12 protein-coding genes, 2 tRNA genes, 1 rRNA gene and 1 pseudogene are annotated in these 12,922 nt (G+C 53.3%); 4 read left to right on the top strand and 12 right to left on the bottom strand.

Features of this window, described 5'->3' with window-relative positions; genetic code table 11:
* Position 1 precedes the first annotated feature (1 nt).
* The 5 genes from A4308_RS08375 to dnaQ form a co-directional block, all read right to left on the bottom strand.
* Positions 2 to 1,084, bottom strand: a complete 1,083-nt coding sequence (locus A4308_RS08375) for an ABC transporter ATP-binding protein (protein WP_045281946.1) — start codon at positions 1,082 to 1,084, stop codon at positions 2 to 4.
* Positions 1,081 to 2,094, bottom strand: a complete 1,014-nt coding sequence (locus tag A4308_RS08370) for an ABC transporter ATP-binding protein (protein WP_014882663.1) — start codon at positions 2,092 to 2,094, stop codon at positions 1,081 to 1,083. The genes A4308_RS08375 and A4308_RS08370 overlap by 4 nt, the downstream gene beginning before the upstream one ends.
* Complete coding sequence (locus A4308_RS08365) at positions 2,091 to 2,810, bottom strand: FadR/GntR family transcriptional regulator (RefSeq protein WP_014882662.1); 720 nt, start codon at positions 2,808 to 2,810, stop codon at positions 2,091 to 2,093. Before A4308_RS08365 ends, A4308_RS08370 begins: the two co-directional genes overlap by 4 nt.
* A 380-nt stretch (positions 2,811 to 3,190) precedes the next feature.
* A tRNA-Asp gene (locus A4308_RS08360) sits at positions 3,191 to 3,267 on the bottom strand.
* 132 nt (positions 3,268 to 3,399) lie between these two features.
* Positions 3,400 to 4,131 (bottom strand): DNA polymerase III subunit epsilon, encoded by a 732-nt coding sequence (dnaQ, locus tag A4308_RS08355; protein WP_032629739.1) that lies wholly within the window; start codon positions 4,129 to 4,131, stop codon positions 3,400 to 3,402.
* Between dnaQ and rnhA the strand changes: the two are divergent.
* Positions 4,085 to 4,662, top strand: a pseudogene (gene rnhA / locus A4308_RS08350) (ribonuclease HI). The gene dnaQ and the pseudogene rnhA overlap by 47 nt on opposite strands.
* Here the strand turns inward: rnhA and A4308_RS08345 are convergent.
* Complete coding sequence (locus tag A4308_RS08345) at positions 4,663 to 5,379, bottom strand: class I SAM-dependent methyltransferase (RefSeq protein WP_014882659.1); 717 nt, start codon at positions 5,377 to 5,379, stop codon at positions 4,663 to 4,665. It abuts the pseudogene before it with no gap.
* A 32-nt stretch (positions 5,380 to 5,411) separates the two neighbouring features.
* On the opposite strand from A4308_RS08345, the gene gloB reads away from it, so the two are divergent.
* A complete protein-coding gene (gene gloB, locus A4308_RS08340; protein ID WP_045281945.1) occupies positions 5,412 to 6,170 on the top strand; it encodes a hydroxyacylglutathione hydrolase in 759 nt (252 codons plus the stop codon).
* Between the two features lie 68 nt (positions 6,171 to 6,238).
* Positions 6,239 to 7,603 (top strand): murein transglycosylase D, encoded by a 1,365-nt coding sequence (mltD, locus tag A4308_RS08335; protein ID WP_023336785.1) that lies wholly within the window; start codon positions 6,239 to 6,241, stop codon positions 7,601 to 7,603.
* A 52-nt stretch (positions 7,604 to 7,655) separates the two neighbouring features.
* Here mltD and A4308_RS08330 read toward each other — a convergent pair whose 3' ends face one another.
* The 3 genes from A4308_RS08330 to A4308_RS08320 all read right to left on the bottom strand — a co-directional run bounded on the left by A4308_RS08330 (position 7,656) and on the right by A4308_RS08320 (position 10,617).
* Complete coding sequence (locus tag A4308_RS08330; protein WP_045281944.1) at positions 7,656 to 8,429, bottom strand: class I SAM-dependent methyltransferase; 774 nt, start codon at positions 8,427 to 8,429, stop codon at positions 7,656 to 7,658.
* Positions 8,430 to 8,505: 76 nt separating this feature from the next.
* Positions 8,506 to 9,306, bottom strand: a complete 801-nt coding sequence (locus A4308_RS08325; RefSeq protein ID WP_014882655.1) for an endonuclease/exonuclease/phosphatase family protein — start codon at positions 9,304 to 9,306, stop codon at positions 8,506 to 8,508.
* A gap of 135 nt (positions 9,307 to 9,441) precedes the next feature.
* Entirely contained in the window at positions 9,442 to 10,617 is a 1,176-nt protein-coding gene (locus A4308_RS08320; protein WP_023332149.1) for an MFS transporter, read from the bottom strand.
* A gap of 104 nt (positions 10,618 to 10,721) precedes the next feature.
* On the opposite strand from A4308_RS08320, the gene yafC reads away from it, so the two are divergent.
* The gene (gene yafC, locus A4308_RS08315; RefSeq protein ID WP_045281943.1) at positions 10,722 to 11,627 is read left to right on the top strand and encodes a DNA-binding transcriptional regulator YafC; all 906 of its coding nucleotides are present in this window, start codon (positions 10,722 to 10,724) and stop codon (positions 11,625 to 11,627) included.
* Positions 11,628 to 11,656: 29 nt separating this feature from the next.
* Here the strand turns inward: yafC and dkgB are convergent, their stop codons facing one another.
* From dkgB to rrf, 3 genes are all read right to left on the bottom strand, one after another.
* Positions 11,657 to 12,460, bottom strand: coding sequence for a 2,5-didehydrogluconate reductase DkgB (dkgB, locus tag A4308_RS08310; RefSeq protein ID WP_045281942.1), 804 nt, complete (start codon positions 12,458 to 12,460; stop codon positions 11,657 to 11,659).
* A 160-nt stretch (positions 12,461 to 12,620) separates the two neighbouring features.
* A tRNA-Asp gene (locus tag A4308_RS08305) sits at positions 12,621 to 12,697 on the bottom strand.
* A 56-nt stretch (positions 12,698 to 12,753) separates the two neighbouring features.
* Positions 12,754 to 12,869: ribosomal RNA gene (rrf, locus tag A4308_RS08300) — 5S ribosomal RNA — on the bottom strand.
* Between the last annotated feature and the right edge of the window lie 53 nt (positions 12,870 to 12,922).

Genomic DNA, 12,922 nt, shown 5'->3' with positions numbered 1-12,922 from the left:
ATCATGAGTTCCTTGAAGGAAGGGAGGAGTGAGTGGCCGCGTGTTCAAACAGCGCGCGGCGGCGCAGAAAAGCTGCGGATGGCGGTGCTATCTGAATAACACTGCGATCGCGATTGATGTCCTGCCAGCGGTGACAGGCAACCTGACGTCCACCGTCCAGCACCTGATTAATCGGCTCAACCTGACGGCATTCATCGGTAACATACGGGCAGCGGGTATGGAAACGGCAGCCGGATGGAGGGCTCGCCGGGTTCGGCAGATCCCCCTGCAGCAGCGGTGCGTCGCGTTCAATGCCCGGCTGCATCTGTGGTGCCGAGGCGATCAGTGCCTGGGTATAAGGGTGCAGCGGGGCGTCAAAGATCTCGTCGACGCTCGCAAGTTCAACGATTTGCCCGAGATACATGACCGCCACGCGGTCGCTCATATGGCGAATCACCGCCAGGCCGTGGGCAACGATCACCATCGTCAGCCCGAGCTGGTGCTTCAGGCTTTCCAGCAAATTGACGACCTGCGCCTGGACGGAAACATCCAGCGCAGAGACGGGTTCATCGCCAAGCAACAGTTTTGGTCCCGAGGCCAGCGCGCGCGCAATGCCGATACGCTGGCGCTGGCCGCCGGAAAACTCGTGCGGATAGCGCCCGGACCAGGCGGCAGGCAGGCCAACGGTTTTGAGGAGTTCGGCGACGCGATACTGTCGGTCGGCTTTCTTCATATTCTGGTGCAGCCACAGCGGCTCACCGACGATCTGCTCCACCGTCATGCGCGGGTTCAGCGAGGCAAACGGATCCTGGAAAATAATTTGCAGCTCACGCCGGAGCTGGTTCAGACGGGCGCCCGAGGCGTCGGTAATCTCCTCACCCTGGTAAAACACGCGCCCTTCACTGGCGGCGAGCAGGCGCAGCAGCAGACGCCCAAGGGTGGATTTGCCGGAGCCAGACTCGCCGACAATTGCCAGCGTTTCACCCGGCATCACGGCAAGCGAAACGCGATCGACCGCCGTAACAAACCGGGCCGGTGAAAAGAGTTTTTTCGGACCAGGGAAGCGCTTGCTGAGGTCGCGGGCTTCAAGAATTGGCGTAGTCATGCGGTCTCTCCCAGGGCAATGTGGTGTTCGAGCGGCACGCGGAAGCAGGCGACCTGATGACCCGCGCCGAGCGTGTTGAGCGGCGGTTTTTCATCATGGCAGCGAGACTGCGCAAACGGGCAGCGCGTCGCAAAACGACAGCCTTTCGGCATGGATTCCGGGAGCGGGACCGACCCGGGAATGGTGGAGAGCTGGCCTTTACGTGCGCCCAGCGAAGGGATTGAGCCCATCAGGCCGATGGTGTACGGGTGCTGCGGGTCGGCAAAGATGGCCTCGACGCTCCCCTGCTCCACCACCTGCCCGGCATACATTACCGCCACCTGCTGGGCGACTTCGGCCACCACGCCTAAATCGTGGGTGATCATCAGGACCGCCGTGCCGGTTTCTTCTTTGAGGGTGTTGAGCAAGGTGAGGATTTGCGCCTGGATGGTGACGTCGAGCGCGGTAGTCGGTTCATCGGCAATCAGTAATTTAGGATGGTTGATCAGCGCCATGGCAATCATCACACGCTGGCGCATACCGCCGGAAAGCTGATGCGGGTAAGCCTTGAGGCGCATCTCCGCCGCGGGGATCTGCACCTTCTCCAGGATCTGCAGCGCGACCTTCATCGCCTCTGTGCGGGAAACGCTCTGGTGACGCATGACCGCTTCACTGAGCTGATCGCCTAATGTGAAAGCGGGATTGAGCGAGGTCATCGGCTCCTGGAAAATCATCGCCAGCTCGCTGCCACGCAAATCGGCATAGTCCCGCGGCGAGAGCTTTCGCAGATCGTGACGGCGAAACTGCATTTCTCCGCTGACAATCTGTGCGCTGGCGGGCAGTAATCCCATCAGCGCCAGCGAGGTGATACTTTTCCCGCAGCCGGACTCTCCCACCAGCGCCAGCGTCTCGCCTGCTTTGACCGTGAGGGAAATACCGTCCAGTACGCTAACCGGCGAGCCGGAAAATTTAACGTTGAGATTATTCAGCCGAAGTACAGGCGTGGTGTCCTTAAACGGGATCGTCGTCATAGCGTGAAGTCGTCCTCAAGGTGGATCGCCTGAATCAGGGCGGTTTGCAGGCTAAGCAGGTGTTCGCGCATGGCGGCAGCTGCTTCATTAGGCTGGCGATGGATAATCGCAGACATGATCTTGTGATGGTGGTCGTTATAGCTGTCGACACGTTCGGGCGTGCGGGCTAATTCACGCAGATGCTGCCAGCCCGGTTCGCGCCGCACGGCATCAATCGCGTCAAACAGGCCGAGCATCAGGCGGTTGCCCGCAGCCTCGGCAATAGCGCGGTGAAAGGCGCTATCCCATAGTTCGTTGAGATCGCGGTCATCCGGGCTGACCTTGTCGATGCGTTCCAGCATGCGCTGCATGAGCGCGAGGTTTTCCCTGGTGGCACGCAGTGCCGCAAGCCGGGCTAAGCCGGGTTCGAGCTGTAGACGAGCTTCCATAACTTCCAGCAGATTGGTTTGCTGAACCAATCCCTGAAGCGCCAGCGGTTCAACAGGGGCAGCGGGACCAATAAAGGTGCCTTTACCCTGTTTACGCCAGATCCGTCCTTCCTCTTCCAGCACATCCAGCGCGCGACGCACTTCGCGTCGTCCTACGCCGAGAGTTTCCGACAGCTCACGTTCCGTGGGCAGCGGAGTGCCTGGTGTTGACTCATGCTGGTTGATAAGCCCGCGCAACTGCTCAAGCGCGGTACTGGAATTGGCCAGAAACCGTGACGGTTTTTCCATATTGGTTCGCTCGCTATCATCATTATTTTCTTTTTATTAACGATAAGTTATTGATATGGAATGAACCTTATCGTGCTAATGATTAAGCAATAACCGAACCAATTATTTATTGGTTCAAAAACTTTCACGATATCCACTGTAAGCGAATGATTTCATGAAAATTATTTTTACAAAGCGACACAGTCTGATGAAGGCCAAAAAGTGGTTGGGCGAAAGAATGCACAAACACAGTGCAAATAACGCACTAATGCTGTGCAAATGTTAATTAATTGCACCACATAAATTAACATTTTGTTAATGAAAAGAAAGGGGGATAAAAGACAAAGGCTCTTGAAACGACGAAGAGCCTGAATCATTTCTGATTCAGGCCTTCTGAATAGTGGCGGAACGGACGGGACTCGAACCCGCGACCCCCTGCGTGACAGGCAGGTATTCTAACCGACTGAACTACCGCTCCACTGTTCCCGCTTGGGGAACGAGGCGCATATTACGGTGTGCCTCCGATCTCGTCAACGCTTTTTCTCACGTTTTGAATCGTTTGCTGCAAAAATCGCCCAACCGATGATTTTACAGACATTATGGCGTTTTTTCAGGCGCGCCACATACAGCTGCCGCCCTTCTTCTGTACCAGATCGAGACGGGATTCATGGTTAAGCAACTCTTCATCACTGGCTAAAACAACCCGTAAACGACTTGCCTGACGAACCACGCGCTGGATGCCCGCTTCGCCCTGCGCCTGCTGCGACTCATTTTCCATGCTGAATTTCATCGACGTCTGACCGCCGGTCATCGCCAGATAGACATCAGCCAGAATCTGGGCATCGAGAAGTGCCCCGTGCAGCGTTCGCTTGGTGTTGTCTATTTCATAACGTGAACAGAGTGCATCGAGGCTGTTACGCTTGCCGGGAAACATCTTCCTCGCCAGCGCCAGGCTATCGGTCACTTTGCAGAAGGTATTGGTTTTCGGAATATCGCGATGGAGCTTACTAAACTCATAGTCCATAAAGCCGATATCGAACGACGCGTTATGGATGATTAACTCAGCGCCTTTGATGTAGTCGAGAAACTCGTCAGCCACCTCGGCGAAGGTCGGTTTATCCAGCAAGAACTCATCGGCAATACCGTGAACGCCAAACGCTTCTGGATCCACCAGCCGATCGGGTTTGAGGTAGACGTGGAAGTTGTTCCCCGTGAGACGACGGTTCACCACTTCAACGGCACCGATCTCAATGATCTTGTGCCCTTCGTAGTGCGCGCCGATCTGGTTCATACCGGTGGTTTCGGTATCGAGGACAATCTGGCGAGTAATTGCAGTGCTCATAGCGGTCATTTATGTCAGACTTATCGTTTAACTGAACGTTTCAATACAGGAAGTCTACCAGAGATGCGTAAACAGGTAGAAATTTTCACCGATGGATCTTGTCTCGGGAACCCAGGCCCCGGCGGCTACGGCGCGATTATGCGCTATCGTCAGCATGAGAAAACTTTTAGCGAAGGGTATTTCCTGACCACCAACAACCGTATGGAGTTGATGGCGGCCATTGTGGCGCTGGAAGCCTTAAAAGAACACTGCGACGTGGTGTTGAGTACGGATAGCCAGTACGTGCGACAGGGTATCACCCAGTGGATCCACAACTGGAAAAAACGCGGCTGGAAAACTGCAGATAAGAAGCCCGTGAAGAACGTCGATCTCTGGAAGCGCCTTGATGCGGCACTGGGTCAGCACGAGATTAAGTGGGAGTGGGTTAAAGGCCACGCCGGCCACCCGGAAAACGAGCGCTGCGATGAACTGGCGCGCGCGGCGGCCTCAAATCCGGCCCATGAGGATACTGGCTACCAGCCTGAATCCTGATCAGGGTTTTCTGTACTGCCGCGTTGCGCCAACGGTCTGGCGGATGGGCGTTTTCGATTTGCTCTGCTTCATGGGGTTAAGCGTCAGAGGGATGGTTCGCTTACGCGCGACGATAAACTGCATGCAGCCTAATGCGGGCAAATGCGTACTCAATAAAACTCCCCCCTGACGTGCCCACGGCAGTACCTGAAAACCGCCATAGTTGAGCACTTCAAAGTTGAGCAGTGACAGCCAGTCGAGCTGGCGCATCATGGTGAACATCCGGCTGTTATAGGGTGGCGTTCGGCGCAATACAGGCACCAGCTTACGTAACCCCATCAGACTCAGCGGATTAAAACCGCTGAGTATCAGCCAGCCGTCATCAATCAGCACGCGATCGGCTTCACGCAGCATACGATGAGGATCGCTGCACCAGGGCAGCGCGTGGGCAAGAAGACACGCATCTACGGATTTTTCCGCAAACGGCAGATGCAATGGGTCAGCCTTCACCTGAACCGGCGATCCGCCGAGAGAGACATTGACCTGATGTGAGATGGCGCAGCTTTCGGTATTGATTTCTGCGCTGAGATTGCCAATCTTAAGCAGGTGAAAGCCATACATTTTCGCGAGCCAGGGCTTCAGCTGTTGCTCAAGCGCCTCGCGATAGTATTCACCCCAGGGCAATTCCGCCCAACGTTCCGGTGCTGCGACAGTCTGAGGTATCCTTGCCGGTTTCATCAAAACACCCGCCACGCTATAAGAGGTAATGTATGAATCTTATCAGTATTCCTGCTTTTCAGGACAATTACATCTGGGTTTTGGTCGATAACGATCGTCGATGCGTCATTGTCGATCCCGGCGAATCCGCCCCTGTGCTTGATGCAATAAAGGAGAACGGCTGGCAGCCAGAAGCCATACTGTTGACGCACCATCATAACGATCACACTGGCGGCGTGCCGGAACTGCGCGCTCATTTTCCGCATCTTGTGGTTTACGGACCGGCTGAGACACAAGATAAGGGAACGACGCAAGTAGTCAATGAGGGCGAAAATATCCACATCCGTGAGTGGGAGTTTTCCGTATTTGCTACGCCAGGTCACACTTTGGGACATCTGTGTTTCTACAGTAAACCTTATCTTTTTTGTGGCGACACCCTCTTCTCAGGCGGTTGCGGAAGACTTTTTGAAGGCACACCAGAACAGATGTATCAGTCTTTACAAAAGATTAGTGCTTTACCCGATGACACACTTATTTGTTGTGCCCATGAGTATACATTAGGGAATATGAAGTTTGCGGTGAGCCTCTTACCCGAGGATCGGGCGATTCAGGATTATTATCACAAAGTGAAGGAGTTACGTGCAAAAAACCAAAATACACTACCCGCAATTCTGAAAAATGAGCGCCGAATTAATTTATTTCTGCGAACAGATGACATTGATTTAATTAATAAAATTAACCAAGAAACAAATTTGCAACAACCAGAACAGCGATTTGCATGGTTAAGGTCAAAGAAAGATAACTTCAGATAAATGCGGGTTGCCTTTTCAAAATTTCGCCGTTATCATCGCTCGTCTTTTAAGCAACTATTGACACACACATGAAGGCAAAAGCGATATTACTCGCCTCTGTCCTGCTTGTAGGTTGCCAGTCGCAGAACGGCAGCAACGTACAACAGCACGCACAGAGCCTTTCTGCAGCTGGTCAAGGGGAAGCAGGGAAGTTTACAAGTTCGGCGCGCTGGATGGACGATGGGACATCTTTCGCGCAGGAGCAAGACTTGTGGACCTCTATTGGCGACGAGCTAAAGATGGGAATTCCGGAAAACAGCCGGATTCGCGAACAGAAGCAGAAGTATTTAAGAAATAAGAGCTATCTCCACGATGTAACGTTACGGGCAGAGCCGTATATGTACTGGATAGCCGGGCAAGTTAAGAAACGTAACATGCCTATGGAGCTGGTACTCCTACCCATAGTGGAGAGCGCTTTTGACCCACACGCGACGTCTGGCGCCAATGCCGCAGGCATTTGGCAGATCATTCCGAGCACCGGGCGAAACTATGGTCTGAAACAGACCCGCAACTATGATGCGCGTCGGGATGTTGTCGCTTCAACGACAGCCGCTCTCGACATGATGCAACGTCTGAATAAGATGTTTGACGGCGACTGGCTGTTAACGGTCGCAGCGTATAATAGTGGCGAGGGTCGTGTACTGAAGGCAATGAAAGCGAATAAAGCACGGGGTAAATCCACCGATTTTTGGTCGCTCTCACTGCCACAGGAAACGAAGATTTACGTACCGAAGATGCTGGCCTTGAGCGATATTCTCAAGAACAGCAAGCGTTACGGTGTACAACTGCCAACACCAGACGAAAGTCGTGCACTGGCGCGCGTTCGCCTCAGCAACCCTGTGGATATTCAACAGGTTGCTGATATGACGGGTATGTCGGTAAGTAAACTTAAAACCTTTAATGCAGGCGTTAAAGGCTCAACGCTGGGGGCTAGCGGCCCGCAGTATGTGATGGTTCCGCAGAAACATGCTGAGCAATTGCGTGAGTCTTTAGCATCGGGTGAGATTGCCGCCGTTCAGTCAACGCTGATCGCCGATGCTTCATCCGTTAACAGCCGCAGCTATAAGGTGCGTTCAGGTGATACGCTTTCTGGCATTGCATCACGTCTTGGCGTGACGGCGAAAGATCTGCAGCAGTGGAATAATCTGCGCAGCTCAGGTCTGAAAGTGGGTCAAACTCTGACGGTAGGCGCAGGTAGCAGCGCACAGCGTCTCGCCAGCAACAGCGATAGCATCACTTATCGCGTACGTAAAGGCGATTCACTGTCCAGTATCGCAAAACGACATGGCGTGAACATCAAAGATGTAATGCGCTGGAACAATGATACTGACAATCTGAAACCAGGCGACCAGTTGACGTTGTTTGTGAAGAACAGCGCTACACCAGACTCCTGATTACACGATCGAAAGATAAAAAGGCACCGATTCCCCTCGGTGCCTTTTTTGTTTATCCCGCTTTTTGCGCTTCAGCCATGATGGTATCGCTGGTAAACGATCCATCCTCCCGCAATTCAAAGTACGCTTTTACCTCAGCAGAGGCACTCTCCTGATAGAGGCGAATCGCCTGGCTTAATGCTTCCGGGGTACGCATACGGGCAATCCACGAAGGGTATTCCAGCGGCAAACGGTCTGTTGTTAACGTTCGGGTAATCAACCCCGCTTCAGTGATAAGCGATAACCACTCTCCGCTGGAGTAGTTTTTTACGTGGGAAGTATCACGCAGCGCTTCTACTGTCTGCAGCCAGATATCGCGCACCGGATGCCCGGGAGACATCACATCCATAATAATGAAGATCCCGCCCGGCTTCAGGACTCGTTTGACTTCACGTAATGCCTGGCCGACATCATGCCAGTGGTGCGCGGAATAACGGCTAATCACCACCTCAAACGAGGCATCATCAAACGGTAAGGACTCGGCGTACCCCTGGCGCGTATCCACGTTGCTCAGCCCTTTCGCCTTCGTCGCCTCAGCAACAACATCCAGCATCTGACTGGATAAATCATACGCGGTGACCTTCGCCACCTGCTGCGCAGCCGTAAAGCTGGCATGCCCTGCCCCACAGCCTAAATCCAGCACGTGCGCCTGCGGGAATGCTGCCAGACGTTCGCCGAGACGCAGCAGGTCACGACCTGAAGCATGCACGGCGCTGGTCAGATAGGCATTTGCCTGGGAGCCAAACTGTTTTTCTACGTTGTCATGATGGGAGTGTGTTGTTGTCATCGTACTGTCCTTTGTTGGTTAAAAATAAAAGGGCAGCACCCGCGCAGGCCTGCCCCACGGCAGACCTGACACACCATTATTTATCAGGTTTGCCGGGACTGAATTCGACTAGTAGAGGGTTGTGATCGGAGGCGCGCGTGACCAGAACAGAGGCATCATGCACGCTCAGACCACGATAGAAGACAAAATCGAGAGGTCGACCAAAGGCTTTTTTACGCTGATCGTCACTAAAACGGACTTCACGCAGAGACATTTCACGCGCAAAGCGATACAGCGCATTCATGCGCGGACGACTCCAGGCATTGAAATCACCGGCCATAATGATAGGCCCGCTGTGGTGGGCAATTTGATCGCCAATGGGAAGTAACTGCTTACTGTACACATCCACGCCCAGGCTGAAATTTACCGCGTGGATGTTCACCACCATCAGCATCCGGGTATCCGGCAGCGGATAGACGGTCACCAGCGCCGATTTCGCCAGACGCAGTATAGGCTCGCGCTCACGCAGCGGGCAGCAGTAAACCGGGTGTGCTGAAGAGAGGGTCATCACGCCTGAAGGATGTTGCGGCAGGACAAACGCCGGCACCTGGTCGGCAGCAAGATAGTTCGTTGTGGCAAACCGAACCAGTTCAGGTGTGGTTTGCGCCTCCTGAAGCAGAACCAGATGAGCATCTTTACCAAAATTCTTGAGTACCGATAACCACTCCGCACGCTGCTGCTTAAAGATATTCCAGACCAGTACCCGAATTTTGTCATCGCTGCTTAACGGTGTCCCTGCGGGTAATGCCTGGCTTATGCTCGCAAACGACCCCGGAGGCAAGATCCTCTCCGCGGGCATTCCGGCAACATAACGCATGGCATAGGTATTTTTTCGCACTTTTGGAAACGGCCTCTGTAACATGAACCAGCCCGAAAACGGACTGGTTCTAATGTTATAGGGACTTTAGGTCACACTTTCAACGCAATTTCTGAGAAACCGCTTTCCAGTTTTGTAAGCAAGCACTTACTGATGTTATCCCAGTGCTACGCGAGTAGGTTTATCGAGGCGGCCACTCAGCCCTATCAGCAGGAAAGCGACAAGGACGATCACCGCACCAATCCAGGGAGTCTGGGTTAATCCAAAGTGTTCGACGGTTTGTCCGCCAATAATGGAGCCCAGCGCGATCCCAATATTGAACGCGGCAATGTTCAGTCCGGATGCCACATCCACGGCGTTTGGCGTATAGAGCTCCGCTTTCTGAACAACATAAACCTGAAGCCCGGGCACGTTGCCAAAAGCGAAGACACCCATTACCAGTACCGTGATCAGTGCGGCGTATTGCATGGACGCCGTGAACTGGAATATCAACAGCAGAACCACCAGGGCGGCGAAGATAAATTTCAGCGCCGGAACCGCACCATGTTTATCTGCAAGCTTGCCGCCCCAGATATTGCCAATCGCCACGGAAATACCGTATCCCAGCAAAATCCAGCTCACGGCACTCGGGGAGAAGCCTGCCAGGTCCTGCATCATCGGTGCCAGGAAGGTGAAGGCGGTAAATACGCCTCCATAGCCCAGAGCCGTGACCGCGTAGATGATCAGCAAACGCGGATGGGTAAGCACCTTTAGCTGATCGCTCAGGCTGGCGCTGGCCCGGCCTGGAATAGTCGACGGTACCAGCAGCAGGCTAGCAACAAGGGCAATAACCCCCAATAAGGAGACGGCCAGAAACGTCTCACGCCAGCCGAAGTGCTGTCCGATAAACGTGCCTAGCGGCACACCCGTAACGAGTGCGACGGTCAGTCCACCAAACATGATCGCAATAGCTGAGGCTGCTTTCTCTTTGGGGACCAGGCTGGTTGCAATGGTGGAACCAATTGAGAAGAACACGCCGTGTGCAAGGCCGGTCAACAGACGGGCAATCACCAGGGTGGTGTAGTCCGGTGCCTGCCAGGCCAGAATGTTACCGGCGGTGAACAACACCATCAACGCAACTAACAGCTGCTTACGTGGAAAACGTCCGGTCAGAGCCGTCAGCACAGGCGCACCGACGGCGACGCCCAGGGCGTAGATTGACACCAGCAATCCGGCGGAAGGCAGCGAGATCGCAAGCTGGTTAGCAATGGTGGGAACCAGTCCCACGATAACAAATTCGGTCGTGCCAATTGCAAAGGCACTGATCGTCAGGGCAAGTAGCGCCAGTGGCATAAAATACTCCGTATCATCAGGATTAAGATGACAGGCAGTATGCGCCAGTGCTTAAATAACAAAAATGGTCAAAATATCAATAGAATTTTGCGGGTGGTGCAACAATGAAAGCAACGTCAGAAGAGCTGACAATCTTTGTCGCCGTTGTTGAAAGCGGTAGCTTTAGCCGGGCAGCCGAACAGCTGGGACAGGCTAACTCGGCCATCAGCCGCTCAGTGAAAAAGCTGGAGATGAAGCTTGGGGTGAGCCTGCTCAACCGGACGACGCGGCAACTGAGCCTGACGGAAGAAGGAGAGCGTTATTTCCGCCGCGTGCAGTCGGTGCTGCAGGAGATGGCTGCAGCAGAGACAGAAATTATGGAAAGCCGCAGCACGCCGCGGGGATTGCTGCGCATTGATGCGGCCACGCCGGTAGTACTGCACTTTCTGATGCCGCTGATCAAACCTTTTCGTGAACGCTATCCGGAGATGACGCTTTCTTTGGTCTCATCAGAGACATTTATCAACCTCATCGAGCGTAAAGTGGATGTGGCTATCCGGGCCGGTACACTGACCGATTCAAGCTTGCGCGCCCGCCCGCTTTTTGCCAGCTACCGAAAAATTATCGCGTCGCCGCAGTACATTGCTGAGCACGGTAAACCGGAGACCGTTGAAGAGTTGAAGCAGCATCTTTGTCTGGGCTTTACGGAACCGGTATCACTGAACACCTGGCCTGTCGCCTGTCGTGATGGTCAGCTTCATGAAATTACCAGTGGGTTATCGTCAAACAGTGGAGAAACGCTAAAGCAACTGTGTCTTGAAGGGAACGGCATCGCGTGCCTGTCTGACTATATGATAGATAAGGAGATTGAACGAGGTGAACTGGTGGAACTGATGGCGGATAAACGTTTGCCGGTCGAGATGCCTTTTAGCGCAGTGTATTACAGTGACAGAGCGGTGAGTACGCGGATTCGTGCTTTTATTGACTTCCTGAGTGAACATATAAAGACAGCTCCCGGAGGAGCTGTATGAGGGTTAAGGCGACAGAGGGTTAGTGAAACTTAATCCCAGTCAGGCGCTAAACCTTCCGGGCTGACCAGGCGATCGTTGCACTCCAGTGCTGCGATCGCTTTTTTATCGTCATCATCCAGATGAAGGTCGACCGCTGACAGGTTGCTGGCCAGGTTTACACGTTTGGTTGACGATGGGATCACGGCATAACCTTCGCCCATTGCCCATGCCAGAATGACCTGTGCCGGAGTCGCGTTATGTTTTTCTGCAATACGTATAATCGCCTCATCTTTCAGCGCCTTACCATAAGCCAGCGTCATGTATGACGTGATGTGGATACCGTGCTGCCTTGCCCAGTCCACGACTTTATGGTTTTGCAGATAAGGTGAAAGTTCAATCTGGTTGGTCGCGATATTTTCTGCACCTACTGCGGCAATGGCTTTTTCCATCAGCGGAATGGTGAAGTTTGAAATACCGATTTCACGCGTTAATCCCTGCTTTTTCGCTTCCATCAGCGCCTGCATGAACTCTTCTACAGAAACGGCATCGTTTGGTGATGGCCAGTGGATCAGCGTCAGGTCCACGTAGTCAGTACGCAGCTTTTTCAGACTCTCTTTCAGGCTCGGGATCAGTTTGTCTTTGCTGAGGTTTTCAATCCAGATTTTGGTGGTGATAAATATCTCGTTACGCGGTACGCCACTCTCTTCAATGGCCTGTCCAACGGCAGCTTCATTTTCATAGATCTGTGCCGTATCAATTGCGCGATAGCCTAACTCGAGTGCCGTTTTAACAGATGCGATAACAACGTCGTCTTTCAGGCGGAAAGTGCCCAGACCAAATGCAGGGAGAGTCATAGTATTCCTCAATCATTATGTTCGTAAACTGAGGAGGATTATCGCTGGCGTCGTTATATTGAAAAAGATCGTAAAACGCAGAGGATTTTTGCTCATTTCGCAATAATTAAACAGCAGATAAGAAAAAAGCCCTGAGCGTTAACTCAGGGCTTTCAATAAGTGGCGGAACGGACGGGACTCGAACCCGCGACCCCCTGCGTGACAGGCAGGTATTCTAACCGACTGAACTACCGCTCCACCGAAGACTGCTTGTAACCACCGTATTTATGCACCGGCTTACTACTAAATTTGATGCCTGGCAGTTCCCTACTCTCACATGGGGAGACCCCACACTACCATCGGCGCTACGGCGTTTCACTTCTGAGTTCGGCATGGGGTCAGGTGGGACCACCGCGCTAAAGCCGCCAGGCAAATTCTGTTATCTGTATCAGACTGAAAATCGTCTCTCTTCGCCAAAACATC

This window comes from Enterobacter sp. ODB01 (genome assembly GCF_001623605.1).
In the GTDB taxonomy this organism is placed as follows: Bacteria; Pseudomonadota; Gammaproteobacteria; order Enterobacterales; family Enterobacteriaceae; genus Enterobacter; species Enterobacter kobei.
Note: the sequence above shows the minus strand (reverse complement) of the source record. Positions and strands in the feature narration are given on the sequence as shown.

Bases quoted from the DNA above. Each gene is read 5' to 3' on its own strand.
- yafC (WP_045281943.1), top strand. From the start codon at position 10,722: ATGAAAGCAACGTCAGAAGAGCTGACAATCTTTGTCGCCGTTGTTGAA.
- dkgB (WP_045281942.1), bottom strand. From the start codon at position 12,460: ATGACTCTCCCTGCATTTGGTCTGGGCACTTTCCGCCTGAAAGACGAC.
- A4308_RS08375 (WP_045281946.1), bottom strand. From the start codon at position 1,084: ATGACTACGCCAATTCTTGAAGCCCGCGACCTCAGCAAGCGCTTCCCT.
- dnaQ (WP_032629739.1), bottom strand. From the start codon at position 4,131: ATGAGCACTGCAATTACTCGCCAGATTGTCCTCGATACCGAAACCACC.
- mltD (WP_023336785.1), top strand. From the start codon at position 6,239: ATGAAGGCAAAAGCGATATTACTCGCCTCTGTCCTGCTTGTAGGTTGC.
- A4308_RS08365 (WP_014882662.1), bottom strand. From the start codon at position 2,810: ATGGAAAAACCGTCACGGTTTCTGGCCAATTCCAGTACCGCGCTTGAG.
- A4308_RS08370 (WP_014882663.1), bottom strand. From the start codon at position 2,094: ATGACGACGATCCCGTTTAAGGACACCACGCCTGTACTTCGGCTGAAT.
- gloB (WP_045281945.1), top strand. From the start codon at position 5,412: ATGAATCTTATCAGTATTCCTGCTTTTCAGGACAATTACATCTGGGTT.
- A4308_RS08320 (WP_023332149.1), bottom strand. From the start codon at position 10,617: ATGCCACTGGCGCTACTTGCCCTGACGATCAGTGCCTTTGCAATTGGC.
- A4308_RS08330 (WP_045281944.1), bottom strand. From the start codon at position 8,429: ATGACAACAACACACTCCCATCATGACAACGTAGAAAAACAGTTTGGC.
- A4308_RS08345 (WP_014882659.1), bottom strand. From the start codon at position 5,379: ATGAAACCGGCAAGGATACCTCAGACTGTCGCAGCACCGGAACGTTGG.